Consider the following 26154-nt stretch of genomic DNA (forward strand, 5'->3'; position numbering starts at 1 on the left):
GTCAATATGGATACCTGGATGTACCTCTCCCAGGGCTTTGCGGTGGCACTCACCCCGGAGAATCTGGTGATCGCCCTGATCGGCTGCTTTGTCGGCACCGTGGTCGGCCTGCTGCCGGGCCTTGGCCCCATCAACGGGGTCGCCATCCTGTTGCCGCTGGCCTTTGCCCTGAAACTGCCCCCCGAATCGGCGCTCATTCTGCTCGCCACCGTCTATATCGGTTGTGAGTATGGCGGGCGGATCTCCTCGATCCTGCTCAACGTGCCGGGGGATGCCGCCGCCATCATGACCGCGCTGGATGGCTACCCCATGGCCCAGCAGGGCAAAGCGGGAGTGGCCCTCTCCATCTCGGCGGTCAGCTCCTTTGTCGGCTCCATGCTCGCCATCGGGGGGATCATCCTGTTCGCCCCGGCGCTGGCGCGCTGGTCACTGGCCTTCGGCCCGGCGGAGTATTTCGCCCTGATGGTGTTCGCCATCGCCTGCCTTGGCAGCATGATGAGCCAGAACCCGCTCAAATCCTTTATGGCGGCGCTGATTGGGCTGGGGCTCGCCACCGTCGGGGTGGATGCCAACACCGGCGTCTATCGCTTCACCTTCGACAGCGTTCACCTCTCGGACGGGGTGCAGTTTATCGTGGTGGTGATCGGCCTCTTCTCGGTGAGCGAAATCCTGCTGATGCTGGAACACACCAGCGGTGGCGGCAAGCTGGTGCGCACCACCGGGCGGATGCTGTTCAACTTCAAGGAGCTGGTCCATTGCACCGGCACCATGTTGCGCTCATCCACCATCGGCTTCTTCGTCGGCATTCTGCCCGGCGCCGGTGCCACCATCGCCAGTGCCATCACCTACATGACCGAGAAGCGTCTGGCGGGGCCGAATGCCAAATTCGGCGAAGGGGACATTCGCGGCGTGGCCGCACCGGAGGCGGCCAACAACGCCTCAGCCTGTGGCTCCTTTATACCCATGCTGACCCTGGGAGTGCCGGGGTCGGGTACCACGGCGGTGATGATGGGGGCGCTAACCCTGTATAACATAACCCCTGGCCCCACCATGTTCACCGAACAGCCCGATGTGGTGTGGGGACTGATCGCCGCCCTCTTGCTGGCCAACGTCATGCTGCTGGTGATGAACATCCCCATGGTGGGGCTCTTTACCCGCATGCTCTCCATCCCGCTCTGGTTTTTGGTGCCCGCCATCGCCAGCGTCTCGGCAGTGGGAGTCTATGCGGTGCACAGCACCACCTTCGACCTGTTGCTGATGGTGGCCCTCGGGGTCTTTGGCTACCTGCTGCGCAAGATGCACTTCCCCATGTCACCGCTCATTCTGGGCTTCGTGCTGGGTGAAATGCTGGAGCAGAACCTGCGCCGCGCCCTCTCCATCAGCAATGGCGACACCGCCATCCTGTGGAGCAGCGGCATCAGCCAGACCCTGCTGGTACTGGCCATTGCAGTGATCACCCTGCCCCCGCTGGTACGCCTGCTGCGCCGCCGCAAAGCCGATCCGCTGATCCCGGACGCCCGCCCGGAGCAGGGTGCCTGATCCCCTCTGAACAGAAAGAGGCACGCCAGCAAACTGGAGTGCTGTTAACGAGCAAGGGCCCACACAGTGGGCCCTTGTTTATGAATGGCGTGTTGATGCCATCCCGCGATTCAAGTCAGTAGGTCACTGCGCGTCCGGCTGGTTGGCGGGGGCCGCCTTGATAAAGGCTTGCAACTGTTCGCAGTTGGCGACGATGCGACGGATGGTGGGGTAATCGTCCAGGGTCATGTCGTAGCGGCGGGCGTTGTAGACCTGGGGCACCAGCATGCAGTCGGCCAGGGTCACTTCGTTGCCGACGCAGTAGACACCGGCGGTGGTCATCAACAGCTGTTCGAGGGCGGTGAAGGTCTCGTCAATCCAGTGGCGATACCAGCGAGCCTCCTGCTCGTTGTTGGCCCTGAAGTGTTCTTCCAGATAGTTGAGCACCCGCAGATTGTTGAGCGGGTGGATATCGCAGGCGATCATGTTGACGATCTGGCGCACTCGAGCCCGTGCATCGGGGGAAGAGGGCATCAGAGAATAGGCGGGATAGGTCTCGTCAAGGTACTCCATGATGGCGACCGATTGACCGATCTGCACATCGCCATCCACCAGAAACGGCACCAGCCCTTGCGGGTTGATCCGACGATAGGCCTTCTCGCTCTGCTCGCCTTGCCGCAAATTGATGGGATGCTGCTCGTAGGCGAGCCCCTTGAGCTGCAACACGATCCGCACCCGAAAACTTGCCGACGAACGCCAATAGCCAAACAACTGCAACATAATCTGTCCCTGCATCTTATCTGGGCCCGAAGCCCGGCAGGTGCTCACCACCTGCCTCCTTGTGTATCCGGCACCGGTTGAGGGCTCGTCGTGATCCGGACATATCCCGAATATCCTTGCCGCCAACCGGCGCTGGCCATCAACCTCCCTGACCGCTCGCTGGCACCACCTGTTGAAAGATGGTGCCAAACAGGTTTTGGCCAGAGCGATCCTCCATCGCGATCGACACTCTATCACCAAACTGCAAATAGGGGGTTATAGCTTGATCACAATCAAGAATTTCCAGCATGCGGCGCTCGGCGATGCAGGATGAACCGGCGCTGCGATCGTAGTTGGAGACGGTGCCCGAGCCGATGATGCAGCCCGCACCAAGGGGGCGGGTCTTGGCCGCATGGGCAATCAGCTCGAAGAAGTTGAAGGTCATGTCCACCCCGGCTTCGGGCGCACCAAACAGGGCACCGTTGAGGTGGGTCAGAAGCGGCAGATGCACTTTGCCATCACGCCAGTCATCGCCCAGCTCGTCCGGGGTGATGGCCACCGGCGAGAAGGCGCTGGATGGTTTGGACTGGAAGAAGCCAAAGCCCTTGGCGAGCTCCCCCGGAATGAGGTTGCGCAGGCTCACGTCATTGACCAGCATCAGCAATTTGACGTGGCTGGCGGCCCCCTGCGCGCTCACCCCCATCGGCACGTCGTCGGTGATGATGGCTACCTCCGACTCGAAATCGATCCCCCACTCCTCAGAACCCATCACGATGGGCCCACGGGGAGCCAAAAAGCTGTCGGAGCCCCCCTGATACATCAGGGGATCGTGCCAGAAGCTCTCCGGCATCTCGGCGCCGCGTGCCTTGCGCACCAGCTCCACATGGTTGACGTAGGCGCTGCCATCGGCCCACTGATAGGCACGCGGCAGCGGAGAGAGGCAAGACGCTTCGTCAAAGGGGAACGCCTCTACCGCACGGCCCTCGTTAAGCAGCTGATAGACAGCCTCCAGCCTGGGGGCAACCTCGGCCCACTCGTCGAGGGCGGCCTGCAGGGTGGGAGCAATCTCGCTCACCCGTACAGCTCGGGTCAGATCCCGGCTCACTACCACCAAAGCGCCATCGCGCTTGCCATTGTTCAATGTTGCCAATTTCATAAGCGATTCCTTATTTGCCGGCAGCCGCGTCCGGGCGCTGCCAGCTGGAGACATACCGGGTGTTCTCGATCCCTTCGCACAGGCTACCGACGTTCAGCGCATCGCGGGTATCGAGCATGACCGCCACCTCGTCGGTGAACTTCTTGGCATAGGCCTGCCCTGCCGCAAACGCCTTGGGATGGGGGCCGTGGGTAAAACCGGCAGGGTGGAAGGTGACCATGCCCCGCTCGATATTGTCCCGGCTGAAGAAGTCCCCCGCGTGGTAAAAGAGCACTTCGTCGTAGTCGTCATTGCTGTGGTAGAAGGGCACCTTGAGGGCGCCGGGATCGCTCTCGATGGGGCGCGGCACGAAGGTACAAATCACGAAGCGGCTCGCCACAAAGGTCGAATGAGCCGACGGCGGCAGATGGTAGCGGTGGCTCATCAGCGGGCGGATATCCCGCCAGTTGAGGCGCACCACGCACAAGTCGCCGTGCCACCCTTGTGCATCCAGCGGGTTGAACGGCCAGGTGATGACCGACACCTGATCGTGGCGCTTCACCTGCAGCGACCAGGGATTCTCATCCTGCTGGGCCAAAAAGCGCTCGTTGATGGCGGGCACATCCAGCGCCGCCGGGTCGAAGATGGCGTGATTGCCCACCAGCCCCTTGTCCGGCAGCTGGTAGCTGTCGTTGGTCGCCTCGATCATCAGGATGAACATGGGCGCACTGGGTTCGATGCGCCACATGGTGCCGCGGGGGATCACCACATAGTCGCCGTCCCGCAGAGTCAGATGGCCGTAATCGCAGAAAAACTCGCCGCCCCCCTCGTGGATAAAGAGCAGCTCGTCGCCGTCTGCGTTGCGCACCAGAAACGGCATCGCCTCGGAGAGCCGCCAGATGCGATAGCGGCAGTGGGGGTTGCTGAGAATGTCGGGAGCCACCCAAGGGGAGAGGGAACTCACCTCCTCTTGCAGGGCATTGAGGTCAAACAGCCGTGGCCGCAGCGGCCCCTCCCAACTGCTCCAGTCGGTAGGGGCATGCTTGTGGTGCATGTGGGTGGCGGGGCCGAAAAAGCCGCTGCGCCCCAGTTCGCGCTCATAGATGGCCTGTTCCGGCAGGTCGGCATGGGCCTGCCGGGAGTGGGTTCCCTCCCGATGGGGGAAGTTAATCCAGTTACGCATCGCTCGCTCCCTCTTTGCGGGCACCCTTCTCATCCTCGCCGCCATCCAGCACGCCACGGCGGATCTGGTCCAGCTCGATCGATTCAAACAGCGCCTTGAAATTGCCCTCGCCAAACCCTTCGTTACCCTTGCGCTGGATGATCTCGAAGAAGACCGGGCCTATCACGGTATCGGTGAAGATCTGCAACAGGATGCCATCCTTGGTAGGGGAGCCGTCGATGAGGATGCGCAGCTCTTTGAGGGCCGCCAGATCCTCCTGATGCCCCTCGACCCGGCTGTTCACCTTCTCGTAGTAGGTATCCGGGGTCGGCATAAAACCGGTACCGCGGCTGCGCAGGGTGCGGATGGTGTGGTAGATATCGCTGGAGGCCATGGCGATGTGCTGGATCCCCTCCCCCTTGTACTGGCGCAGGTACTCCTCAATCTGGGACTTGTCATCCGCCGACTCGTTGATGGGGATGCGGATCTTGCCACAAGGCGCGGTCATGGCGCGTGAATGCAGCCCGGTCAGCTTGCCCTCGATATCGAAGTAGCGAATTTCACGGAAGTTGCCGATCCGCTCGTAGAAGTTGGACCAGACATCCATATTGCCGCGATGGACGTTGTGGGTCAGGTGATCGATCTCCATAAGACCGGCATCTACCTCTGCCATCCGGGCCTGCCAGTCGGGGTAGAAAACAAAATCCACGTCATAGATGGAGCCCTTGTCGCCATAGCGGTCAACAAAGGAGAGGGTGCTCTCGCCGATACCGTAGATGGCGGGAATATTGAGCTCCATCGGCCCAATCTTGCCGACAAAAGGCTTTGCCCCCTTGGCGATGGCGTACTGCTGGGCTTTGCCCGCATCGCTCACCCGAAATGCCATGCCGCAAACGCTCGGCCCGTGCAGGCTGGCAAACTGCTCCGCCTGGGAGTGAGGCTCAGCATTGACCACGAAGTTGATATCCCCCTGCCGGTAGAGCCAGCACTGCTTGTGTTTGTGCTTGGCGACCTCGGCAAACCCGAGCGAGACAAACAGGCTCTTGAGGGCGGCAATCCCCTTGGCATCGGGGGCCGTGTACTCGACAAACTCGAAGCCATCTGTGCCTAACGGATTGATGGTGTGGGTGGCGGAAGAGGTGGCATTCATCGGGCGCTCCTTGCTCTTGATTCGGTTAAAACGGATTGCAGCACCCCGCGGCGCGGCAAGTGTTAACAACTTGTTTCATTAGAAGCAGGGCGTAGCAGGAAGAGAAGAGGCGGGTTGCAGATAGTTTTTCGCAGCTGGCAGCAAAAGATGTAAATAGATTGTGACATTCAAGCGGCAGCCCTGCGGATCAAACGGTGACGACCAGTATGGCTGTCAGCTTTGCCTTACAGTTGCCAGTTTTTGACCATCAGATGGGGCAAGCAGGCCCGGGCCTTTTGCAGTCGCGTGGGCGTCGGATTGATCAACCACGCCTCTTTCCCCAACCCCAGCAGCGGCAGATCGTGCAGGCTGTCGCTAAGCGCCAGCTCGGCATCGAGGGCGCAGATCTCCGGCAACAGCTTGTGCTGGCCGTGGCAATAGAAGCGCGGCATCAGGCCGCCAAAACGGTAGTGCATCTGCGAGCCAATGATCCGGTGGGGCAACTGGCCGGGCAGTTGCTGATAGAGCTGGGCTCGCACCAGCGGGCAGGGACTGGCGGAGATCACCCAGCAGCGCGCCCCCTCGCTTTGCAGCAACTCGCGAGCCTGACGATACAGCCCCGGCCTGGTGCGGCAATAGGCACGCACCAGCTTGCGCCAGCCCAAAGGAGAAAGCCCCAACGTGATGGCCCACCAGATAAGGGAGATACCGCGCCGCCGCTGGCTGGGAAGAAGATAGACCAAGCCACCCAGCGCAATCACTGGCAACAGCAGCAGCGGCCAGATCCGGCGGCGCAGGATATAGCGCAGCAGACCGGCGTGGCTGTCGCCGGGGGCCAGGGTGTCGTCAAAGTCGGCCAGGATCCAGCGCGGAGTGCTCCCGTCAGAGGCATTGGATGCATCACGCTCTTTTGCTGAATGGATAATGGTGTCAGACGCTGGGCGCATAAGCATCAGGGCGCAAGGGCTGCGATGGCTGCCGTGAGCTCGGGAGTGACAAATTCACTCCCCACATCGGGCGGGCAGACAAAATCGAACGGCTCGCCCGCCAGGGTAAAGCTGAGCCGCCAGGCGTGCAGATAGCCGCGATCGGCTGGCATACCGCCATAGCGCTCATCCCCGAGAATGGGGGCGCCGATACTTTTGAGGGCAACCCGGATCTGGTGGGTTTTGCCGGTCTGGGGCTTGATGCGATAGAGCCGCAGCCCCTCGCGCACCGACACCGAATCAAACCAGCTGATGGCAGGATTATCCAGCGTGCGCGCCAGCATCCAGCTACCACCGCGCCCCTTTTGCATATCCCCTTTTACCCAGCCCTGCTTCTTCTTGGGTTTGCGATCGGAGAGCGCCAGATACTGCTTGCTCACCTCACGGGCCGCAAAAGCCATGCTCAGCTCACGGTTCGCCTCCGTGCTGCGGGCCAGCAGCACCAAGCCGGATGTCATCTTGTCGAGCCGGTGCACCGGATAGAGCGTGAGCCCTGTATCGGCCTTCACCCGATTGACCAGCCCCGGATTGACCGACTCACCGTCCCCCTTCTCGTCGTGCATGCCGATGCCGGGCTGCTTGTCGATAACCAGGAAAGCGGGATGCTCAAACAATATCCGGTACATAAAACCTCGGGAACTGGGGAATAAGGCATGCAGCCAACGACTGGCGGCGCTCGGGAGTGCTGCATTCTCCCTGCTCGTCCGCCATTTGGCAAACCGGACGGGCAGAGGATAAAGATAAAAAATGGCCCCGCCTGCAACAGGCGGGGCCATTTTCGCTCATCTTGGCAGATCACACCTTACACATTGCGCGGGCGCAGGTGAGCGTGCCAGCGCGCTTCCCACTTCTTGAACAGCCAGACGATGACAAAGGTGAGCAGCATATAGAGCAGCCCTGCGGTCAAAAAAGCCTCGAACGGACTGTAGTAGCGAGAGTTGATGATCCGCGCCGCGCCGGTCAGATCGACGATGGTGATGATGCCCGCCACCGCCGAGCCTTGCAGCATGAAGATCACCTCGTTGCTGTAAGCCGGCAGTGCCCGACGAAACGAGTTGGGCAAAATGATCCGGGTCAGGGTCTGCCAGCGGGTCATGCCAAAGGCGTTGGCTGCCTCAATCTGGCCGCGCGGCATATTGTGCACCGCCCCGCGCACGATCTCGGCGGTATAGGCAGCGGTATTGAGGGTGAAGGCCAGCAGCGCACAGAACCAGGCTTCGGAGAAGAGCGACCAGGCGGCACTGTTCTTCAGCCACTCCCACTGGGCGGCGCCGTAGTAGATGATAAAGAGCTGCACCAGCAGCGGGGTGCCGCGAAAGAAGTAGATATAGGCCCAGATCGGCCCCTTGATCAGCCAGTTGCGGCTATTGCGCAGGATGCCCATGGGCACCGCCAGCATCAACCCAAGGATCAGAGAGAGGGCCACCAGCCAGACGGTGGTATAGAGCCCCTCCCAATAGGTGGGCCACTCTTTTAGAATGATTGAGAAATCCATGGCTTACCTCGTCTTGATGGCATAGTGACGCTCGGCCCACTTGAGCGCCGAGGTGGAGACTGCGGTGAAGATCAGGAAGATCAGCGCCACCGCCATGTAGAAGGTGAAGGGTTGCTGGGTCGAGCCCGCCGCCAGCGAGGCTTTGCGCACCATGTCATCGAGGCCGATGATGGAGACCAGCGCGGTGGTTTTCAGCAGCACCAGCCAGTTGTTGCCAAACCCCGGCAGGGCGTGGCGCATCATCTGGGGGAAGAGGATCCGCACAAACACCTGGGTTGCCCGCATGCCAAAGGCCCGTGCGGCCTCCAGCTCACCTTTGTCCACTGCCAGAATGGCGCCGCGAAAGGTCTCGGTCATGTAGGCGCCGAAGATAAAGCCGATGGTCGCGACACCGGCCACAAAGGGGCTGATGTCGATATAGTCCGGAAGCAGGGAGACCCACTCCTGATTGGGATTGCTCTCCAGTAACCAGCTGTTGTAAGTCTCGTTGACCCAGGTGCAGATGCCGTTGATCAGCACCTGGCCGCCAAAGAAGAGCAGCATCATCAGCACCAGATCGGGGATGCCGCGAATAATGGTGGTGTAGCCGGTGGCGATGGCCCGGGCCCACTTGTAGGGAGAGAGTTTGGCCAGCGCCCCCAGCATCCCCAGCAGCAACGCCAGCAGCAGGGAGGCCAGCGCCACTTCCAGGGTGACCCAGGCGCCCTCCAGCAGCGAGGCTTCGTATCCTTTCAAATCAAACATATGCAGCTCCATCGCCACTGAATCTTCACGCACCTGCTAACCAGAAGGCTCCATAGCAGTCCGAATGAAATATGTGCAGCTCCATTGCAATCAATGCGGGCCCGTAAACTCCCTCAGGGAGGTGACGGGCCCGATGACTACTGACGGGATCAACCTGTCGTTACTCGCCGTAAACGTCTCTTTGTTTTACTCTCCGTAAACGTCGAACTCGAAGTACTTGTCGTTGATTTCCTTGTACTTGCCGTTGGCACGCAGCGCCAGAATGGCGGCGTTGAATTTCTCTTTCAGATCCTTGTCAGCCTTGCGCACTGCAATACCGGCACCCTCGCCAAACCACTTGGGGTCGGTCAGTTTCGGGCCGACGAATTCGAAAGCATCACCGCCCTCTTTCTTCAGCAGACCGTCGGTGATGGCGGCAGAGTCGGCCAGCACATAGTCCACACGACCGGATTTCAGATCGAGATAGGCTTCATCGGCGGTGCCGTAACGCTTGATGGTAGCGTTGGGGAAGTTGTCGGTAATAAAGGTATCCATGGAGGTCGCACGCTGCACTGCGACGGACTTGCCTTCCATAAAGGCTTTGTCGAGCTGCACATCAGTGCCCTTTTTGGCGGCGAAGCGGGCCGGAATGTGCTGGTACTTCTGGGTGAAGTCCACCTTCTTCTTGCGCTCTTCTGTGATGTCCATGGTGGCGATGATGGCGTCAAACTTGCGCGACAGCAGCGCCGGAATGATGCCGTCCCAGTCCTGCTTGACCAGGGTGCACTTCACTTTCATCTCTTCGCACAAGGCGTTGGCGATGTCGATATCAAAGCCTTTCACCTCGCCACTGGGCTCGGTCCAGGAGAAGGGGGGATAGGCACCCTCAACCCCGATCCGGACCTCTTTCCACTCCTTTGCCATCAGGCTACCGGACGCGAGGGCAGTAACTACGGCTGTCGCCAGCATCAGCTTGTTCATGTATCTCTCCTTGATAAAACAGTTGATTGGGTAACCAGGCATCCCGCCATCAGTAGATGGAGGAGATGAATTGCTTGAACCGCTCGGATTTGGGATGGGCGAAAATCTCCTTGGGGTTGCCCTCCTCTTCCACCCGCCCCTGATGCAGAAACATCACCTTGTTCGATACATCCCGGGCAAACGACATCTCGTGGGTCACCACCAGCATGGTGCGCCCCTCTTCGGCCAGCTCGCGCATCAGGCCGAGCACCTCCCCCACCAGCTCTGGATCCAGCGCCGAGGTGGGTTCATCAAACAGCATCACCTCGGGCTCTACCGCCAGCGCACGGGCAATGGCGGCCCGCTGCTGCTGACCACCAGAGAGGTGGCCGGGATAGTAGTCACGCCGCTCCCAGAGTCCAACCCGGTTGAGCAGCTGCTCTGCCTTGGCCAGTGCTTCGGCGCGAGGCACCTTGAGCACCTGGATTGGCACTTCGATGATGTTCTGCATGATGGTCATGTGTGACCAGAGATTGAAACTTTGAAACACCATGGCCAGCCGGCTGCGGATCCGCTCCACCTGACGCATATCCTCGGGCAACCGCTCGCCGGCGCGGCTGGTTTTCATCCGGATCAGCTCGCCATGGAGCGAGACGGTGCCGGATGAGGGGGTTTCGAGCAGATTGATACAGCGAAGAAAGGTCGACTTCCCCGAGCCGGAGGAGCCGATAAGGGAGATCACATCCCCCTTGTGGGCGGTCATGTCGATGCCCTTGAGCACTTCGTGGGTGCCAAAATATTTGTGCAGATCACGTACTTCCAGTGCGGCAACGTCGCTCATCCATTACAACCTTGTCTGTCCCTAGACGCCGCAGGGGCGTGACTCAACCATCGTCCATTTAACAAAAAGTTAACCGATGGCAACCTTCAGCGAAAATATCACCCGGATAGTGAAAAAACAATACAGAACGAGGGTCTTCAGGGGATTCGCTCTATTTTCATTCGCCCTTTGCGTATTTTTCAGCACTTTGTTTGCATAAACAGCCGTTTCAATGGCTGTTCCGATACCGCCTTTTTATACCCCAATCATATCAGTGGCAAGAGAAAAGCGTGATGTGTGCCAAACCGGCGCCAAAATGGCTTTATGCACCCCCTTGCCGAGCGAAATATCGGCCCCCCGATCGGATCAACTTGATTTCATTGGTGCACTCGGGCTCGCACAGAACCTTATCAAACAGGGAGGTTGTGGCAAAAAAGTAACAATCCGCCCCCAAAAGGGCTGTTTTCGGCCATGAAAGCGAGAGATATGTGACACAGAGCCAATAAGTAATGATAAGGTGGTGTTTTTATCAGTTTTTGTGATCGAGGCCTCGATGCTGCTCAATGTGTTGCTGATCCTGTTGCCACTGGCAATCGGCTATCTGATTCCCCTCTCCTCTGCCCGGCTGATCAAGCTGGTCAACCAGAGTCTGGGCAAGATGGTCTACCTCATTCTGTTTCTGATGGGGCTCGGGCTTGCCTATGTGGAGAACCTGGGCAGCAATCTGGCGGTGATCTTCAAGGTCGCCGGGGTAATGCTCACCGCGATCACGATCTGCAACCTGCTGGCCCTCTGGTGGCTCGACAAGCGCACACCGCCGACCCATGAGGCGAGTGATACCAAGATGCCGAGCAAGTTGCACCTGCTGTGGGAATCCCTGCAGCTCTGTTTTGTGGTGCTCGGCGGCGTGCTGCTGGGTCTACTGGTGGATCTGCGCGCCCTGCCCATCGACAAGTGGAGCGAATGGGCCCTGATGCTGCTGCTGTTTCTCATCGGGGTGCAGATGCGCAACTCCGGCATGCGGCTGCGCCAGATCCTGCTCAACCCCTGGGGGATGAAGATAGCCGCCACTGTCATCCTCAGCAGCTGGCTGGGCAGCCTGCTGGCGGCCCAGTTGCTGGGCATGCCCTTTGCCCATGGTCTGGCGATGAGCTCCAGCTTCGGCTGGTATTCGCTCTCCGGCATTCTGGTGGCCGACAAACTGGGGCCGGTGCTCGGTTCTGCTGCCTTTATCAACGATCTTGGGCGCGAGCTTATCGCCATTCTGATCATCCCGGTCCTGATGCGTCGCCACCCCTCGGCGGCCATCGGTTACGGCGGCGCCACGGCGCTGGACTTCACCCTGCCGGTTATCCAGAAATCAGGGGGCATTCAGGTGGTGCCGGTGGCCATTGTCTCCGGCTTTATCCTGAGCCTGCTCGGCCCCATCCTGATCCTCGGGTTTCTGGCGCTCTAAGCCTGATTCCCACATTGCAGATAAAAAAGCCCGACCTTGTTGTCGGGTTTTTGCTGTTTGGAGCAACCACGTACTCGCACTGGCTGCGATATTGCCCGCAGCCTTATTCGCGCCACTGGCCGCCACTCATCACCCGTTCGATAGCAAACGTCCGGTCGTGCACCAGCAGCAGATCCGCATCCTGTCCGACCCCGATACGCCCCTTGCTGCCGAGCCCCAGCGCCTGTGCCGGATTGCTCGTTACCGAGGCCAACGCCCTCTCCAGCGAGACACCGAGCCGGGTCGCGCGCACGCACTGCTGCCACAGGCTGGCAATCTGGCCGCAGCGCATCTCGATTAGCCGCCCTTCGCCATCAAAGCGCGGCAGGCTGGCGTTGGCATCCGAGCTGAAGGTGATGCGCTCGGCAGGCACATTGGCGGCCAGCAGCTCGAGAAACGCATCGGCGGCAAGCCGCTCGCCATCCTCCAGCAGATCGGGAAAGCTCGAGGTGGTGAGGTCGACCCAGCCTCCCGCCTTGCCCCACTCGATGGCCTCGGCAAAGAGCCAGGGGTTGCGGTTGCAGTGGGTAGGATAGAGCTGGCGTAGCGGAATGTCAGTCTCATCGCGCAGGGCCCGCAGGGGCGCCAATGCCCCCTTGCCATCCCCGACATGGAAGAAGCTGACCCCGCTCTTGCCCGCAAGCAGCCCGGCTACTCGCGCCTCGCTGGCAAGCCTGGCCAGCTCATCGTGGGTCGGCGCGCTGGATCTGTGGTCACTGATGGCCACCTCCCCCACCCCCAATACCTCGGGGATCAGGATGATGTCCGACTCCACCGTGCCGGTCAGGGTCTTGACCGGCAGATGGTAGGAGCCGGTATACATAAAGGCGCTCACCCCGGCGGCGCGAAACTCACGCACCTTGCCGAGCACCTGCGCGGGAGTGCGGGTCAGGCTGTCGGTGCCAAGCGCCGCCACCAGGGTAGTGACACCTGCCTTGAGCGCCTCGCTCGCCGCCAGTTCCGGGGTGCGAAAAGCAAAGCCCCCCTCACCGCCGCCGCCCGTGATATGGGCCAGCGGATCCACCAGTCCGGGCACCAGATAGCGGCCACGACCATCGACCCGATGCAGCGGCCAGTTTGTGGGCACCGTCAACCCCTTGCCCATCCAGGCAATGCGGCCATCAGCCACCAGCAGATCCTGCTGGCCAAGGTGGGTGGGGCTGAAGATCTCAGCCCCCTCGATCAGGGTCAACATGGCGATCCTCCTTGCACGATTGTCGCTTGCCCAATGAAAAGAGAGGGAGCAAGCTCCCTCCCCCCGTCAACCACCATATATATCGTACTTGAAGTACTTCTGGTTGATCTGCTGATAGGTACCATTGGCACGCAAGGCCTTGATCGCCTCGTCCAGCTTGCCCTTGAGCTCCTTATCACTCTTGCGCACGGCGATCCCCATCCCATCACCAAACCACTGGCGATCGGTCAGGGCGGGCCCCACATAGTCGAACTTGTCGCCCCCCTCTTTGCCAAGCAGCCCCTGCTCGATGGCAGAGGCATCGGCCAGCAGGGCCAGCACCCGACCCGCTTTCAGATCGAGATAGGCCTCATCGGCATTGCCGTAACGGACGATGGTGACATTCGAGCCAAAATTGTCGGTCAGGTACTTATCGTGGGTGGTGGCCCGCTGCACCCCGATGCGCTTGCCCGCCATGCCTTCCGGGGTCAGCGTCAGCTCGGTCCCCTTGGCCGCCACAAAGCGATTGGGAATATGGGCATATTTCTCGGTGAAATCGACCTTCTGGCGCCGCTCGTCGGTGATCGACATGGCGGCGATGATGGCGTCGTATTTGCGCGACAGCAGGGCCGGGATCATGCCGTCCCAATCCTGCGCCACCAACTCGCACTTGACCGCCATCTGCTTACAAAGGGCGTTGGCGAGATCAATATCAAACCCCTTGATCTCGCCCGACGCATCGGTCCAGGAGAAGGGCGGGTAGGCCCCCTCCACCCCGAAACGCACGGTTTTCCACTCCTTGGCCATAGCGGGGGTGGCCAGCAGGCTGGCAACAAACAGGGCTGAGAGGGTCAGTCTGATCTTCATCATGTGTACTCCATTACATAAAAAGCGCACAGGCGCGGACAAGGCACCGCAGGCGAATACATGCGATGACCAAAAGCAGCAAAATCTGGATGAGCGAGATCACGCCCGAGCGGGCGTCAGTGAACTGCTCCAGGGGTTCGATCTATTCGTCGAACCACTCGGAGAGATAGAAAGGCTTGAAGTAGAAGGCCAGAAAAAAGCCTCTGGCTTTGCGCATCATGGTGGTTTGTCGCGTCCTGTGACAAAGATGGCATCACCTTAGCACGCCCGAATTTTGCCCAGCAAGAGGCAGCCGCAGGGCAGTAGCAAAATCCCGATCATGGTCAAGGCGGGCGGGATCCGTTAGGCTCGAAGCACCTTGCCATCCCATAACAGACCCACAGCGACCGATGAATTTTCTGGCCCATCTCCATCTGGCTGCCCACACCCGAAGCTCCCTCACCGGTAATCTGCTCGGCGATTTCGTCAAAGGCACGCTGCCCACGGGGCTTGCCGCCCACTTCGATGAGGGGATCTGGCTACACCGCAAAATTGACGCTTTCACCGACGGCCACCCTGAGCACAAGGCGGCCGTCGCCTGTTTCGAGGCCCCCTGGCGCCGCTTTGGCGGCATAGTGGTGGATATGATCTACGACCACTGGCTGAGCCAGCACTGGGAGCTGTTCAGTACCGAGCCCCTTCCCCGCTTCCTGCAACGCAGTTATGAACAGCTATTGGCGGATCACCCACGCCTGCCGGATGGACTGCCACTCCCCCTCAAGCGGATGGCCGAGCAAAACTGGATCGCCTCCTACCGCCACAAGGAGGGGCTGGGGCAAGCGCTGAATGGCATAGGTCGCCGACTGCGCCGCCCGGTACAACTGGGAGAGGCGCTACTGACCCTCGATGAGTCGCAGTGGCAAACATGCGAGGCGGGGTTTTTGCGCTTCTATCCCGCGCTGATGGACTTTAGCCAGCAGCAGCTGGCCCAATATCGGGCAGCCCAAGGGGCACAGTGATCCCTCTGGATAGCCCTGCGTCCCCATAAAAAACGCCCCTTGCGGGGCGTTTGTCATCAGTTGGCTTCGTCTTTCTTTTTGCGAATGCTTAAGCCCAGCTCCCGACCACGCAGTCGGGCGTAATAGATGGTGCCGACAAAGGCGATAGTGGTGAACAGCAGTTCCACCACAGCCAGCCACCGCTCCCCCTCATCCGTGGTGATCAGGGTGAGGGCGTGGAGGAAATAGGGCATCAACACGAAGTTGCCCCAGGCGTGGGTGTAGGGGTTGCCCTGCACTATCCCCTTGAGAGGGAAGAGCAGCGGCACCGTCCAGATCACCGGCAGCAGCCAGGGGTTGAGGTCCGGATGGGGCGACAGCCACAGATGCCAGAGGATGACCCAGCACAGCAGGCCGAAGAAGCCGACCAGAGTCAGCCAACGTGCGAAGCGGGTGCTCACTTGAGGATCTCCAGCACCTGCTCCGGCGGGCGACCAATGCGGGCCTGACCATTCTTGATGACAATTGGGCGCTCGATCAGCTTGGGATGCTGGTGCATGGCGCGAATAAGGGCATCACCGCTGACATCGGCCAATCCCAGCTCCTTGTAGAGATCCTCCTTGGTGCGCATCAGCTGGCGGGGATCGCTAAAACCGAGCAGAGAGAGCAGGTTGCGGATCTCATCTTCGCTCGGGGCCTGCTCCAGATAGAGCACCACATCAGGGGCGATCCCGTGCTGTTCCAGCAGGGCCAGGGTTTCGCGACTCTTGGAGCAGCGCGGATTGTGGTAGATTTGGGTCTCGCTCATGGTAACTCCCTGATTAATCGCAAGATGGGATTAGAAACGGCGCTATTGTAGGGGAAAGTGATGGTCAGGGTAAGCAGCAGTGGAAAGGAATTGAAACGAATTTGTTGGCTGATTGTGGCTGGCCTGCTGGGCGCCTGCACACCCGCCCCCGAATTTACCGATGCCACAGGGCAGTCGGTCAGCCTGCGCCACTTTGCCGGCAAGCCGCTGCTGGTCAACTACTTCGCCCCCTGGTGCGCCCCCTGCCTGCGGGAGATGCCGCGCCTCAACAGGCTGGCAGCGGAGGGCCAGATCACAGTGGTGGCCATCAACTACGACCCGACCACCCCGGCAGAGCTGGGCAAGCTGGCTGCGCAGTACCACATCAAGGTGCCGCTCCTTATTACCAATGAAGATGCCAGGCTTCCCTTCCCGCGCCCAAGCGGCCTGCCCACCAGCTATCTGCTCGATAGCGAGGGCAAGCTCAAGCAGACGCTGGTCGGCGAGCTCGACCAGCAGCAGATCGAGATGCTCAAGGCGACCGCCAGCAGCATGAGTCACTAGCCCATCGCTGCTATCACCGTCCCCCACATCAACGCCACCGCCATAAACAACAAGGGCGCACCATAGTGCGCCCTTGTTTGATAGGTTTCGTTAGCCCTTGAGGCTGTCGAGATCCTTCTTGGCCCGCTCCAGCTCGGTGATGCGCGCCTCCAGACGAGCCAGGGTCATCCGATCGCTGGTGGTGCCACGCGCCACGATCAGCTCGTCGATGGCCGCCTGATAATCACCGCGCAGGGAGAGGATTTCAGCCCGCGCCATATGCAGCTCGGTCATTCTGCCCGCCTTGCGATAGGCGTCGGAGAGCAGGTTCCAGGCCAGATTGTTCTCCTCATGGGCACGGGCATAGGGGTCGAGGATGGCGATGGACTTCTTGTAGTTGCCGCTCTCGAGGTAGGCGTTGCCGAGGTTGACCACCACCACTTCGTTGTCCGGCATCCGGCTGCGGAACTTCTCGAGGCGCGCGATGGCCTGAGCACTGCGCCCCTTGGCCAGATCGATGTCGGTCTGGGCATCGACGATAAAGAGATCTTCCGGATGACGGGCCGCCAGCTCCTGCATCAGGGTATCAGCTTCGTCAGTGCGCTTGAGCTGGATCAGCGCCAGCGCCTTGCCATAGATGGCGGCATCCTTGAGCGGGTAATCCCCCTTCTGGATCCGGCTATCGAAGTAGCTCAGCAGCCCCTGCGGGGTATCGGTACCAAAACGCACCTGAATCCGTACTTTGGCCAGCCAGAAGTCGAGGCTGGGCGGCAAGTCGCGGCGGCCATAGCTGCCCGCCCGAGCGCGAGCCTCGCTGATCCGGGTCTCCGGCAGCGGGTGAGTGAGCAGCATTTCCGGCGGCTTGCTGGCGTAACGGTACTCGGCAGCCAGTTTCTGGAAGAAATTGGCCATCCCCATGGGGTCGAAACCGGCATCATAAAGCGTCTTCATGCCGATGCGATCCGCTTCATATTCGTTGTCGCGGGTGTAGTTGATGGCCGACTGCATGGAGAGGCCCAGCGTAGTCTGCAACGCAGCGATACCGGCGGTCGGGTTGATCACAGCCAGCGCGATGGAGCCCACCAGACCGGCCAGGGTCACCGCCGAGCTGCTCGCCTGCGCTTCCATATAACGGGCGATATGGCGCTGGGTCACGTGGGTGATTTCGTGGGCCAGTACCGAGGCGAGCTCGCTCTCGCTGTCGGCGTAGAGGAAGAGGCCAGTGTGCACCTTGACTCGCCCACCGAGGAAGGCGGCCGCGTTGATGCTGGGATCATTGATGAGGAAGAAGGTAAACGGGAAACGTACCCCATCGGCGTTGGTCAGCAATCGCTGACCCAGATCGTCAATGTACTGGCTCAGCACCGGATCATCGATGATCGGCAGACCCGCACGGGCAAAGCGCATAAAAGCGTTGCCGTAACGCACTTCCTGCTCGATGGGCAGGGCAGCAACCCCGGCCGTGCCGATGTCGGGAAGCTGATTGTTGGCCTCGGCATGAAACGTGGCGCCCATCAGGGAAGCCAGCAGGGGAAGCGATGCCATCAGGGGGGAAAAACGTGCCACGTTATCTCTATCTCCATCAGAAAGGGCCTCGGCAGAATACCCTTGCCCATCAAGGGCTACAAGCGTTGTTTCACGCTCTTATCACGGCCATAATAGCGGCCACCTGCCTGATGGAGCCCCCATGGAAATTCTCGACCTGACCCCCTGGCGTTGCCCCGAGCCGCTGATCCGGCTCAAGCTCTGGTTAAGAGAGGCCAAAAGCGGTCAAACCGTCACCATCCGGCTGGCCGATGCGGGCTCCCGGCAGGATATTCCGGCCTATCTGCACCGTCAGGGCCACCATGTCGAGATGCAGCAACAACCGGACAATACCCTCTCTTTGCAGTTGGTTGTCGGGGCGAAACAGCCATCTTGAGCCCCAGTGATGTAAGGATGCCGTCATGTTAGAAGTATTGAAGCGCTGGTATCAGACCCGTTTTTCCGATCCCGATGCCGTTACCCTTTTTCTGTTGCTGGTGTTCTGCTTCACCATCATCTGGCTGTTTGGCGATCTGCTGGCCCCCCTGCTGGTGGCGCTGGTAATGGCCTATCTGCTGGAGTGGCCGGTCGCCCGGCTGCAAAAAGCGGGGCTGTCGCGCACCCTGGCCACCAGCGTCATTCTGCTCCTCTTTATTGCGGTAGCAGTCGCCTCCTTGCTGGGTCTTATCCCGACGCTGGTCAGTCAGGGGATCAATCTGGCCAAAGAGGCGCCGGCCATGCTGACCCACGCTCAGGATTATGTGCGCACCCTGCCGGACAAATACCCCGAGCTCATCGACGTCAGTCTGGTGGAGACCGTCATCGACAATATTCGCCAGCGCATCCTCAGTGGCGGCGAGCATCTGGTAAGCGCCTCCCTCAGTTCGCTGGTCAACGTGGTCGCCATCATGATCTACCTCATTCTGGTACCGCTGATGGTCTTCTTTATGCTCAAAGACAAGCGGGTACTGATGGGCAGCCTGCGCCGCTTCCTGCCGCGCAACCGCACCCTGGTCAACCGGGTGTGGGTGGAGATGAACAACCAGATCATCAACTACATCCGCGGCAAGGTGATCGAGATACTCATCGTCGGCATCGCCACCTATGTCCCCTTCGCCCTGATGGGATTGCGCTACTCGGTGCTGCTGGCGGTCGCGGTCGGCTTCTCTGTGCTGATCCCTTATATCGGCGCCGCCGTGGTGACGGTTCCGGTCGCCATGGTGGCCCTGTTCCAGTGGGGGCTCACCCCCGAGTTCGCCTGGCTGATGGTGGCCTATCTGGTCATTCAGGCTCTCGATGGCAACCTGCTGGTGCCGGTGCTTTTCTCGGAAGCGGTCAACCTCCATCCGGTGGCCATCATCATCGCCGTGCTGGTGTTTGGCGGCTTGTGGGGATTCTGGGGTGTCTTCTTCGCCATTCCCCTCGCCACCCTGGTCAAGGCGGTGCTCAATGCCTGGCCAAAACGTGAAGAGATGCCCGGTGCCGCAAAATAACCTGCTTCCCCTGCAATCGTGACAACGGAGTGTCCATGACCTTTTTTCGTCAAATCAGAGCGGCAGGGCTGACGGCCCTGCTCCTCGCTGCCGCTATGCCAGCGCGTGCCGATATCGATCTTGGCGCCATGGATCTGCTCACCAGCGACAGCCCTACCAGCCCGGTGCCACAGGGCTTTGTCGCCGGTGCGGCGCTCATCGGGGGACAGGCCCGTTATGAAGCGCAGGACAACGCCCTCTACGCCATCCCCGGCTTTATCTACTTCGGCGACCAGTTTATGTTTCTGGGGGATCGGGCCCGCTACTACTTCCACAAGGATGAGAACGTGGCCCTCTACGGCTATGGCCGGGTCCGTTTTGGCAATCTGGATCCCGAGGACTCTCCGGCCTTTACTGGCATGGAGCAGCGAAAATGGCAGCTGGAAGGCGGGATCGGTGGCAACATCATCACCCCCTATGCCCTGCTGACCGTGCGTGCCAACAGCGATGTCACCGGCCGCAGCAAGGGACAGGAGCTGCTGCTGTGGGCCGACTTCCCCATCCTGCGCGACAACCTGCTGATCATGCCGGGGATGGGGCTGATGCTGCGCAGCGACAAGATGGCCAACTACTACTTCGGCGGCATCTCCGAGAGCGAGGCGACTGCCCAGCGGCCCGCTTGGGATACCGGTACCACCCTATCTCCGATGGCGGCCCTCATCACCAGCTACCGCTTCAGCCCCAACTGGATTGGCATGTTTGCCATGAACTACGAATGGTATGATCGGGACATCAAAAACAGCCCCGTCGTCCAGCACGATGGCGAGCTCTATGCGGGTTTTGCGCTGGGCTATATCTGGTAACGGTTATGAGTCTTGAACCGTGAGACACGACCAAACAAAAGGGAGCCCTCGGCTCCCTTTTTCACGGCCATCATCAAGCTGGTCGTACAGCCTACTCAGGCGTCCAATTCAGGCTTACAGCGCCGCCAGAAAATCGGCCAGCTGCTGATTGACGAAGGACGGATTTTCCAGCGACGAGATGTGGCCAGCCATCGGGATCTCCCTGAACGGGCAACCCAGCACCTCGGCCATCAGATAGCCCTCCAGCACCGGACGAGCCTTGTCTTCGCAGCCGGTCATCACCAGTGCGGGAGTGGTGATCTCCTCCAGCCACTCGATACGATCTTCGCGGGTCACAAAGCTGCGGCCCACCGCCACCATGGCAGCAATCTTCTCGTTTGGCCAAGCGGCCAGACGCGCCTTGAAACCACTCATCAGCGCCTCATCAGGCTGGCTGGCAAAGAAGATAGGCGCCACCTGTTCGATGATGGGTGAAGGGACGGTGCCGAGCTGCTCGATCATCGCCAGCATGCCTAGGTAGCGCTCGCAGGTGATCTGGGGCTCGAGGCCGACAAAACTGTCCATCAGCACCAGACCCTTGAGGCGGTTTGGCACCATGCGCGCCAGCTCCACACCCCACATGCCGCCGATGGAGAGGCCCACCAGTACGAACTCGTCAACCCCGAGGGCATCGAGCAGCGCCAGGTGATCCCGCGCCAGAGTCGCCAGGGTGCAGCCACCTTCGGGGAGCAGGTCGGAATCGCCGTGGCCCCACAGCTCGGGAACGATGCAGCGATAGCTGCCCTTGAGCGCCTCGATTTGCGGCGCCCACATGGCGCTGTCCCACAGATAGCTGTGACCAAACAGCAGTACCGGCCCTTGCCCTTCGTCCAGATAGGCCATCCGGCGGCCCGCTATCTCCATAAAATGCTTCATGTTATCTCCTGTTGCCAGCGATGGGCGGGCAGTGTATCACGTCCCCCTTGGCAGGTGACGCCTCCCTGGTGCAAGCTGACAGTGACTCAAAGAAGTCACCCATGAAAGGATGCCAAAAGGAGAAGCCCATGGCGAAGGAGAAGAGCAAGAAGCGGCCACGTCTGGACAAGAAGTGCTACGAGCACCACCTTGCCCATCTGCAGGAGGAGCTGGTCAAGCTGCAGGAGTGGGTCAAGCAGGAGGGGTTAAAGGTAGTGGTACTGTTCGAGGGACGCGACGCCGCCGGTAAAGGGGGCGTCATCAAGGCGATCACCGAGCCGCTCAACCCCCGGGTCTGCCGGGTCACGGCGCTGCCCGCCCCCTCCGATCGGGAGCGCTCCCAGTGGTACTTTCAGCGTTATGTAGCCCACCTGCCCGCCGCTGGCGAGATGGTGCTGTTTGACCGCTCCTGGTACAACCGGGCCGGAGTCGAGCGGGTGATGGGATTTTGCAGCGACGCCGAGTATCGCGAGTTTCTGCGCGCCTGCCCCGAGTTTGAGCGGATGCTGATCCGCTCCGGCATCACCTTGATCAAATACTGGTTCTCGGTCAGCGATGAGGAGCAGGAGAAGCGCTTCAAGGAGCGGATAAATACGCCCATCAAGCGCTGGAAGTTCAGCCCGATGGATTTGCAATCCCGGTCACGCTGGGTGGAATACTCCCGCGCCAAGGATGACATGTTCACCTACACCGACACCGAGGATTGCCCCTGGTTCGTAGTGGAGGCAGATGACAAACGCCGTGCCCGGCTCAACTGCATCGCCCATCTGCTGAGCAAGGTGCCCTACGAGGCGATCCACTACGAGCCTATCAAGCTCCCCCCCATCAAGACCGAAGGGTATGAGCGCCCGCCGCTGGCCAGCCAGACCTTTGTGCCCGATATTACCGCCGAACTCGAGGCTTGAACCGGGCTACCTTGCCTATCTGCATGTTCCAATCGCAGGCAATAAAAAGCCGGTCTGACGACCGGCAAAAAGGCATTGATTATTAAGAAAGGAAAACCGGCACAACAAAAAAATCAGGTACGGATATATTTGGCGGTGCGGGGGAACGCCTGCTCCTTGGCATCGAACAGGTAGCAGGCTTCGGCCGGGATACCCACGCTGTAGGTCTGACCGGTCGCCACATCCACATCCGAGGTGGCCTTGACGGTAAAGTCGTGACCATCCACATCCATATAAACGAAGGACTCGGCCCCCAGGTGCTCGGCCACCTGCACGATCCCGCTCACCTTGCTGTGCGCATGGGGGTGATCCAGCGGCATCAGGTGCTCGGGGCGAATACCCAGCTCCACCTTGTCACCCACAGCGCCACTGCGGGCATCGACCCGGGCCCGCACGGTATCGCCAGAGGTCAACTTGACCAGGCACTCCTGCTCTCCAATCTCCAGCAACTCACCCGCCAGGAAGTTCATCTTGGGAGAGCCGATAAAGCCCGCCACGAACTTGTTGTCCGGGTTGTGGTAGAGATCCAGCGGTGAACCGAACTGTTCCAGGTTGGTGGCAGCTTCGGCCTTGAGCGGGCTCAGCACCACAATCTTGTCGGCCAGGGTCATCGCTTCCACCTGATCGTGGGTCACATAGATGATGGTGGAGTTGAGCTCCTTGTGCAGCTTGGCGATCTCGATCCGCATCTTGACCCGCAGCGCGGCATCCAGGTTGGAGAGCGGTTCGTCAAACAGGAACACCTGCGGCTGCTGCACGATGGAGCGACCGATGGCGACACGCTGACGCTGACCACCGGAGAGCGCCTTGGGCTTTCTGTCCAGCAGCGGCTCGAGACCCAGGATCTCGGCGGCGCGCATCACCCGCTTGTGGATGTTCTCTTTGTCCATCTTCTTGAGCTTCAGACCAAAGGCCATGTTCTCGTAGATGTTCATGTGCGGATAAAGGGCGTAGGACTGGAACACCATGCCGACGTTGCGCTCTACCGGCGGCACGTCGTTCATGTAGCGACCGCCGATGGTCAGCTCACCGCTGGTGATGTCTTCCAGACCCGCGATCATCCGCAGCAGGGTGGATTTGCCACAGCCGGACGGGCCGACGAAGACGATGAACTCCCCTTCCTTGATGGAGAGGTTGATGTTGCGCAGGGTGTCCTTGTGAACAGCCGGATCGTAATTTTTGCGAACGTTGTTGAGTACTACTTCAGCCATGACGAGCTCCGCTCTTGAATCTTTGCAAATCGTGATAGCGGGGGGAGTCAGCTCCCCCGGCCATAAACTTAACCTTTCACACCACCAGCAGTCAGACCGCCAACCAACCAGCGCTGTGCCAACAGGAAGACCACTGTGATGGGGAAACCGGAGAGCACTGCGGCCGCCGCGAAATCACCCCACAGATAGTTCTGCGGATAGAGGTACTGCTGGGCCCCGACCGCCAGGGTCAGATTGTTCACATCCTGCAGCAGGATGGAGGCCATGGGCACCTCGGTAATGGAACCGATAAAGGCCAGAATAAACACTACCGCCAGGATGGGCACCGACAGGGGCAACAGGATCAGACGGAATGCCTGCCACGGGGTCGCACCGTCGATGGCCGCCGCCTCCTCCAGGGAGGAGTCGATGGTCTCGAAGTAGCCCTTGATGGTCCAGACGTGCAGGGCAATCCCCCCCATGTACGCCAGGATCAGGCCACCGTGGGTGTTGAGACCCAGCCAGGGAATATAGTCACCAATCTTGTTAAAGAGCGCGTAGATGGCTACCAGCGCCAACACCGCCGGGAACATCTGGAAAATCAGCATGCCCTGCAGGATGGTGGACTTGCCACGAAAACGCAGGCGGGCAAAGGCGTAAGCACAAGTGGTGGAGAGCGTCACGATCATCAGGGCTGTGATGCCGGCGATCTTGATGGAGTTCCACAACCAGGTCAGCACCGGGAACGGCGGCGGCGTGATGCTGCCGTCGGCGTTGGTGATAGACATGCCCAGCGCCAGCTTCCAGTGATCCAGCGTCGGATTGGAGGGGATGATCTCCCCTACCGCGAAGTTACCGTTACGGAACGAGATGGCGATAACCATGATCAACGGGAAGATGATCAGCGCCAGGAAGCCCCACATGACCAGGTGGGTTGCCCACACCCGGTATTTGACTGATTTGGGTTGTACGATTGCCATGTTGAAGCCTCCTTACAGCTGCTTGTCGGCTTTGGACAATTTCAGGTTGAGCAGCGCCAGCGCACCTACGATGAGGAAGATAGCTGTGGCGATGGCACTGGCCAGACCGTAGTCCTGACCACCCGATCCCTGGAACGCAATCCGGTAGGTATAACTCACCAGCAAGTCGGTGGTACCGGCCGGGGTGCTGGCGCCGATGATGTCGGGCGCACCGTTGGTCAACAACTGGATAAGCACGAAGTTGTTGAAGTTGAAGGCGAACGAGGCAATCAACAGCGGTGTCAGCGGCTTCATCAGCAGCGGCACGGTGATCTTGAAGAAGTTCTGTACCGGGCCGGCACCGTCCATGGCGGACGCTTCATAGAGATCTTCCGGAATGGCTTTGAGCAGGCCCATGCAGAGGATCATCATGTAGGGGTAGCCGAGCCAGGTGTTGACAATCAGGATCATCACCTTGGCCAGGAAGGGGTTGGTATACCAGTCCGGTTTGATGCCAAATGCCGCTTCCAGGAACATGTTGATCTCACCGAAGTTCTGGTTGAACAACCCCTTGAACACCAGGATGGAGATAAACGCCGGGATCGCATAGGGCAGGATCAACATGACCCGATAGAAACCGCGCCCCTTGAGCTCTTCCCACTGCACCAGACAGGCCAGCACCATACCGATAGCCAAGGTGAAAGCGACGGAGCAGGTTGAGAAGATCACGGTCCAGATGAAGATCTGCAGGAAGGGTGACTGGATGCCCGGATCGGTGACGATGCGCGCGAAGTTCTTCCAACCGACGCTCACCACAAAGCCCGGAGCAATACCCTTGCCGACAAACTGACCCTGTTCGTCGATGTACTGATAGAAGCCGGTCTCACCATTGGGCAGCATCAGCTCGCCATTCTGGGTATCACGCAGCAGGTTGCTGTCTTTGATCACCACGCCGGACTTGAGCACGGCACCATCCATCAGACGGGTGTAGTGCTGCTTCTGGGCGGCAAACTTGCGCAGGCTGCTCAGGGTCAGGTGGGTACCGCCATCCGGCAGCACCAGATCAAGGTCACTCAGGTGAGTACGATGCTCAACAATGGCGCGGATCGGTGCGGCCTTGCTGGCCGATTCGCCGGTGAAGGGCTGCAGCTCGACCACTTGCTGTGTGTTCTGCACACGGCCCTCGCGGGACGCCAGCTCACGGGCCTTGTTGGTCATCAGGGAAACAGGTTGGCTGATAAAGGATTGATCATCCTGTGTCAGCAGCAGCTGGAACTGGCCGTTGTCGCCACCCAGCAGGGTAAAATCGAATTCACCGCCCGCCACCTTGTAGGTTTTCTTCAGGTGGTAGTCCCGCGCCTGCTCCACGGAGAGCAAGTTGGACCCCGAATAGTTGGTGAAGGCAATGCCAATGGTGTAGGCAAGAGGGAAGATGATAAACACAACCATGCCCGCAACACCCGGAAAGATGTAGCGATGGGCATAGGTCTTCTTGTTCATGAAGACATACAGACCGACGGAAACCACCACCAGATCCAGCAGCGCGAATACCCACTCGCCACTGGCGTACATCATCACGGCTGCGTAGCCGTTGAGGATGGCAACCAGGGCCGCTATGGTCCACTTAAGCCAGGTGTGCTTATCCTTCGGACCGGCATAGGACTCAACAGAAGGTACTACTTCCATGCCAATTAACCTTTATAACGCCAAGAGAGATT

At 60.0% G+C, this 26154-nt stretch carries 27 protein-coding genes; 8 read left to right on the forward strand and 19 right to left on the reverse strand.

Annotated features, from left to right (window positions below; translation table 11 throughout):
- Positions 1–6 precede the first annotated feature (6 nt).
- Entirely contained in the window at positions 7–1539 is a 1533-nt protein-coding gene (locus tag OKC43_RS01760; RefSeq protein WP_019445074.1) for a tripartite tricarboxylate transporter permease, read from the forward strand.
- Between the two features lie 123 nt (positions 1540–1662).
- On the opposite strand, the gene maiA is transcribed toward OKC43_RS01760, so the two are convergent.
- The 10 genes from maiA to OKC43_RS01810 form a co-directional block, all read right to left on the reverse strand.
- Complete coding sequence (gene maiA / locus OKC43_RS01765; RefSeq protein WP_005361400.1) at positions 1663–2298, reverse strand: maleylacetoacetate isomerase; 636 nt, start codon at positions 2296–2298, stop codon at positions 1663–1665.
- 139 nt (positions 2299–2437) lie between these two features.
- Positions 2438–3433 carry a fumarylacetoacetate hydrolase family protein gene (locus OKC43_RS01770; protein WP_270803760.1) on the reverse strand — a complete coding sequence of 332 codons (996 nt, stop codon included), beginning with the start codon at positions 3431–3433 and terminating at the stop codon, positions 2438–2440.
- 10 nt (positions 3434–3443) lie between these two features.
- The gene (locus tag OKC43_RS01775; RefSeq protein WP_064341988.1) at positions 3444–4595 is read right to left on the reverse strand and encodes a homogentisate 1,2-dioxygenase; all 1152 of its coding nucleotides are present in this window, start codon (positions 4593–4595) and stop codon (positions 3444–3446) included.
- Entirely contained in the window at positions 4588–5724 is a 1137-nt protein-coding gene (gene hppD / locus OKC43_RS01780) for a 4-hydroxyphenylpyruvate dioxygenase (protein WP_005352890.1), read from the reverse strand. Before hppD ends, OKC43_RS01775 begins: the two co-directional genes overlap by 8 nt.
- 224 nt (positions 5725–5948) lie before the next feature.
- Complete coding sequence (locus tag OKC43_RS01785; protein WP_270803761.1) at positions 5949–6656, reverse strand: HAD family hydrolase; 708 nt, start codon at positions 6654–6656, stop codon at positions 5949–5951.
- A complete protein-coding gene (locus OKC43_RS01790; RefSeq protein WP_270803762.1) occupies positions 6656–7315 on the reverse strand; it encodes a TIGR01621 family pseudouridine synthase in 660 nt (219 codons plus the stop codon). Before OKC43_RS01790 ends, OKC43_RS01785 begins: the two co-directional genes overlap by 1 nt.
- Before the next feature lie 176 nt (positions 7316–7491).
- Positions 7492–8184 carry an ABC transporter permease gene (locus OKC43_RS01795; protein WP_005337302.1) on the reverse strand — a complete coding sequence of 231 codons (693 nt, stop codon included), beginning with the start codon at positions 8182–8184 and terminating at the stop codon, positions 7492–7494.
- Between the two features lie 3 nt (positions 8185–8187).
- Entirely contained in the window at positions 8188–8928 is a 741-nt protein-coding gene (locus OKC43_RS01800) for an ABC transporter permease (protein WP_005352911.1), read from the reverse strand.
- 186 nt (positions 8929–9114) lie between these two features.
- Positions 9115–9888 carry an ABC transporter substrate-binding protein gene (locus OKC43_RS01805; protein WP_005337307.1) on the reverse strand — a complete coding sequence of 258 codons (774 nt, stop codon included), beginning with the start codon at positions 9886–9888 and terminating at the stop codon, positions 9115–9117.
- 49 nt (positions 9889–9937) lie between these two features.
- Positions 9938–10708: an ABC transporter ATP-binding protein gene (locus OKC43_RS01810; protein WP_005337310.1), complete on the reverse strand. Its 771-nt coding sequence runs from the start codon at positions 10706–10708 to the stop codon at positions 9938–9940.
- Between the two features lie 532 nt (positions 10709–11240).
- Between OKC43_RS01810 and OKC43_RS01815 the strand changes: the two genes are divergently transcribed.
- The gene (locus OKC43_RS01815) at positions 11241–12143 is read left to right on the forward strand and encodes a lysine exporter LysO family protein (RefSeq protein WP_270803984.1); all 903 of its coding nucleotides are present in this window, start codon (positions 11241–11243) and stop codon (positions 12141–12143) included.
- A gap of 103 nt (positions 12144–12246) precedes the next feature.
- Here OKC43_RS01815 and iadA read toward each other — a convergent pair whose 3' ends face one another.
- Both iadA and OKC43_RS01825 read right to left on the reverse strand, forming a co-directional pair.
- Complete coding sequence (iadA, locus tag OKC43_RS01820; RefSeq protein ID WP_270803763.1) at positions 12247–13377, reverse strand: beta-aspartyl-peptidase; 1131 nt, start codon at positions 13375–13377, stop codon at positions 12247–12249.
- Between the two features lie 66 nt (positions 13378–13443).
- Complete coding sequence (locus tag OKC43_RS01825) at positions 13444–14226, reverse strand: ABC transporter substrate-binding protein (RefSeq protein WP_101529955.1); 783 nt, start codon at positions 14224–14226, stop codon at positions 13444–13446.
- A gap of 386 nt (positions 14227–14612) precedes the next feature.
- Here OKC43_RS01825 and OKC43_RS01830 point away from each other — a divergent pair, with 386 nt between their 5' ends.
- Positions 14613–15221 (forward strand): acyl carrier protein phosphodiesterase, encoded by a 609-nt coding sequence (locus OKC43_RS01830; RefSeq protein ID WP_139444288.1) that lies wholly within the window; start codon positions 14613–14615, stop codon positions 15219–15221.
- Positions 15222–15277: 56 nt separating this feature from the next.
- Here the strand turns inward: OKC43_RS01830 and OKC43_RS01835 are convergent, their stop codons facing one another.
- A complete protein-coding gene (locus tag OKC43_RS01835; protein ID WP_216950561.1) occupies positions 15278–15661 on the reverse strand; it encodes a DUF2069 domain-containing protein in 384 nt (127 codons plus the stop codon).
- Positions 15658–16008, reverse strand: a complete 351-nt coding sequence (arsC, locus tag OKC43_RS01840; protein ID WP_042657676.1) for an arsenate reductase (glutaredoxin) — start codon at positions 16006–16008, stop codon at positions 15658–15660. Before arsC ends, OKC43_RS01835 begins: the two co-directional genes overlap by 4 nt.
- A 60-nt stretch (positions 16009–16068) precedes the next feature.
- Between arsC and OKC43_RS01845 the strand changes: the two genes are divergently transcribed.
- Positions 16069–16551, forward strand: a complete 483-nt coding sequence (locus OKC43_RS01845) for a TlpA family protein disulfide reductase (protein WP_270803764.1) — start codon at positions 16069–16071, stop codon at positions 16549–16551.
- Between the two features lie 90 nt (positions 16552–16641).
- Here the strand turns inward: OKC43_RS01845 and OKC43_RS01850 are convergent, their stop codons facing one another.
- A complete protein-coding gene (locus OKC43_RS01850; RefSeq protein WP_429089297.1) occupies positions 16642–18096 on the reverse strand; it encodes a beta-barrel assembly-enhancing protease in 1455 nt (484 codons plus the stop codon).
- Positions 18097–18217: 121 nt separating this feature from the next.
- Between OKC43_RS01850 and OKC43_RS01855 the strand changes: the two genes are divergently transcribed.
- Genes OKC43_RS01855 through OKC43_RS01865 form a run of 3 tightly spaced genes read left to right on the forward strand, consistent with a single transcriptional unit; the run spans position 18218 to position 20389 of the window.
- A complete protein-coding gene (locus OKC43_RS01855; protein WP_167558267.1) occupies positions 18218–18451 on the forward strand; it encodes a sulfurtransferase TusA family protein in 234 nt (77 codons plus the stop codon).
- A 25-nt stretch (positions 18452–18476) separates the two neighbouring features.
- Positions 18477–19547: an AI-2E family transporter gene (locus OKC43_RS01860; protein ID WP_270803765.1), complete on the forward strand. Its 1071-nt coding sequence runs from the start codon at positions 18477–18479 to the stop codon at positions 19545–19547.
- A gap of 35 nt (positions 19548–19582) precedes the next feature.
- Entirely contained in the window at positions 19583–20389 is an 807-nt protein-coding gene (locus OKC43_RS01865; RefSeq protein WP_268011714.1) for a MipA/OmpV family protein, read from the forward strand.
- A gap of 114 nt (positions 20390–20503) precedes the next feature.
- Here the strand turns inward: OKC43_RS01865 and OKC43_RS01870 are convergent, their stop codons facing one another.
- A complete protein-coding gene (locus OKC43_RS01870) occupies positions 20504–21304 on the reverse strand; it encodes an alpha/beta fold hydrolase (protein ID WP_270803766.1) in 801 nt (266 codons plus the stop codon).
- A gap of 128 nt (positions 21305–21432) precedes the next feature.
- Here OKC43_RS01870 and ppk2 point away from each other — a divergent pair, with 128 nt between their 5' ends.
- A complete protein-coding gene (gene ppk2, locus OKC43_RS01875; RefSeq protein WP_005361444.1) occupies positions 21433–22248 on the forward strand; it encodes a polyphosphate kinase 2 in 816 nt (271 codons plus the stop codon).
- Positions 22249–22361: 113 nt separating this feature from the next.
- On the opposite strand, the gene OKC43_RS01880 is transcribed toward ppk2, so the two are convergent.
- The 3 genes from OKC43_RS01880 to malF form a co-directional block, all read right to left on the reverse strand.
- Entirely contained in the window at positions 22362–23498 is a 1137-nt protein-coding gene (locus OKC43_RS01880; protein ID WP_005333867.1) for an ABC transporter ATP-binding protein, read from the reverse strand.
- A 68-nt stretch (positions 23499–23566) separates the two neighbouring features.
- Positions 23567–24457 carry a maltose ABC transporter permease MalG gene (gene malG, locus OKC43_RS01885; protein WP_005333868.1) on the reverse strand — a complete coding sequence of 297 codons (891 nt, stop codon included), beginning with the start codon at positions 24455–24457 and terminating at the stop codon, positions 23567–23569.
- Positions 24458–24469: 12 nt separating this feature from the next.
- Positions 24470–26122 (reverse strand): maltose ABC transporter permease MalF, encoded by a 1653-nt coding sequence (malF, locus tag OKC43_RS01890; RefSeq protein WP_270803767.1) that lies wholly within the window; start codon positions 26120–26122, stop codon positions 24470–24472.
- Positions 26123–26154: the final 32 nt, after the last annotated feature.

The sequence above is a fragment of the Aeromonas sp. Y289-2 genome, assembly GCF_027705925.1.
Classification (GTDB): Bacteria; Pseudomonadota; Gammaproteobacteria; order Enterobacterales; family Aeromonadaceae; genus Aeromonas; species Aeromonas veronii.

Coding starts and splice junctions, on each gene's coding strand:
- OKC43_RS01830 (WP_139444288.1), top strand. CDS start 14,613: ATGAATTTTCTGGCCCATCTCCATCTGGCTGCCCACACCCGAAGCTCC.
- iadA (WP_270803763.1), bottom strand. CDS start 13,377: ATGTTGACCCTGATCGAGGGGGCTGAGATCTTCAGCCCCACCCACCTT.
- OKC43_RS01760 (WP_019445074.1), top strand. CDS start 7: ATGGATACCTGGATGTACCTCTCCCAGGGCTTTGCGGTGGCACTCACC.
- OKC43_RS01815 (WP_270803984.1), top strand. CDS start 11,241: ATGCTGCTCAATGTGTTGCTGATCCTGTTGCCACTGGCAATCGGCTAT.
- OKC43_RS01825 (WP_101529955.1), bottom strand. CDS start 14,226: ATGATGAAGATCAGACTGACCCTCTCAGCCCTGTTTGTTGCCAGCCTG.
- OKC43_RS01845 (WP_270803764.1), top strand. CDS start 16,069: ATGGTCAGGGTAAGCAGCAGTGGAAAGGAATTGAAACGAATTTGTTGG.
- OKC43_RS01810 (WP_005337310.1), bottom strand. CDS start 10,708: ATGAGCGACGTTGCCGCACTGGAAGTACGTGATCTGCACAAATATTTT.
- arsC (WP_042657676.1), bottom strand. CDS start 16,008: ATGAGCGAGACCCAAATCTACCACAATCCGCGCTGCTCCAAGAGTCGC.
- maiA (WP_005361400.1), bottom strand. CDS start 2,298: ATGTTGCAGTTGTTTGGCTATTGGCGTTCGTCGGCAAGTTTTCGGGTG.
- OKC43_RS01880 (WP_005333867.1), bottom strand. CDS start 23,498: ATGGCTGAAGTAGTACTCAACAACGTTCGCAAAAATTACGATCCGGCT.
- hppD (WP_005352890.1), bottom strand. CDS start 5,724: ATGAATGCCACCTCTTCCGCCACCCACACCATCAATCCGTTAGGCACA.
- OKC43_RS01790 (WP_270803762.1), bottom strand. CDS start 7,315: ATGTACCGGATATTGTTTGAGCATCCCGCTTTCCTGGTTATCGACAAG.
- OKC43_RS01860 (WP_270803765.1), top strand. CDS start 18,477: ATGTTAGAAGTATTGAAGCGCTGGTATCAGACCCGTTTTTCCGATCCC.
- OKC43_RS01770 (WP_270803760.1), bottom strand. CDS start 3,433: ATGAAATTGGCAACATTGAACAATGGCAAGCGCGATGGCGCTTTGGTG.
- OKC43_RS01800 (WP_005352911.1), bottom strand. CDS start 8,928: ATGTTTGATTTGAAAGGATACGAAGCCTCGCTGCTGGAGGGCGCCTGG.
- OKC43_RS01870 (WP_270803766.1), bottom strand. CDS start 21,304: ATGAAGCATTTTATGGAGATAGCGGGCCGCCGGATGGCCTATCTGGAC.
- OKC43_RS01855 (WP_167558267.1), top strand. CDS start 18,218: ATGGAAATTCTCGACCTGACCCCCTGGCGTTGCCCCGAGCCGCTGATC.
- OKC43_RS01795 (WP_005337302.1), bottom strand. CDS start 8,184: ATGGATTTCTCAATCATTCTAAAAGAGTGGCCCACCTATTGGGAGGGG.
- OKC43_RS01775 (WP_064341988.1), bottom strand. CDS start 4,595: ATGCGTAACTGGATTAACTTCCCCCATCGGGAGGGAACCCACTCCCGG.
- OKC43_RS01805 (WP_005337307.1), bottom strand. CDS start 9,888: ATGAACAAGCTGATGCTGGCGACAGCCGTAGTTACTGCCCTCGCGTCC.
- ppk2 (WP_005361444.1), top strand. CDS start 21,433: ATGGCGAAGGAGAAGAGCAAGAAGCGGCCACGTCTGGACAAGAAGTGC.
- malG (WP_005333868.1), bottom strand. CDS start 24,457: ATGGCAATCGTACAACCCAAATCAGTCAAATACCGGGTGTGGGCAACC.
- malF (WP_270803767.1), bottom strand. CDS start 26,122: ATGGAAGTAGTACCTTCTGTTGAGTCCTATGCCGGTCCGAAGGATAAG.
- OKC43_RS01865 (WP_268011714.1), top strand. CDS start 19,583: ATGACCTTTTTTCGTCAAATCAGAGCGGCAGGGCTGACGGCCCTGCTC.
- OKC43_RS01785 (WP_270803761.1), bottom strand. CDS start 6,656: ATGCTTATGCGCCCAGCGTCTGACACCATTATCCATTCAGCAAAAGAG.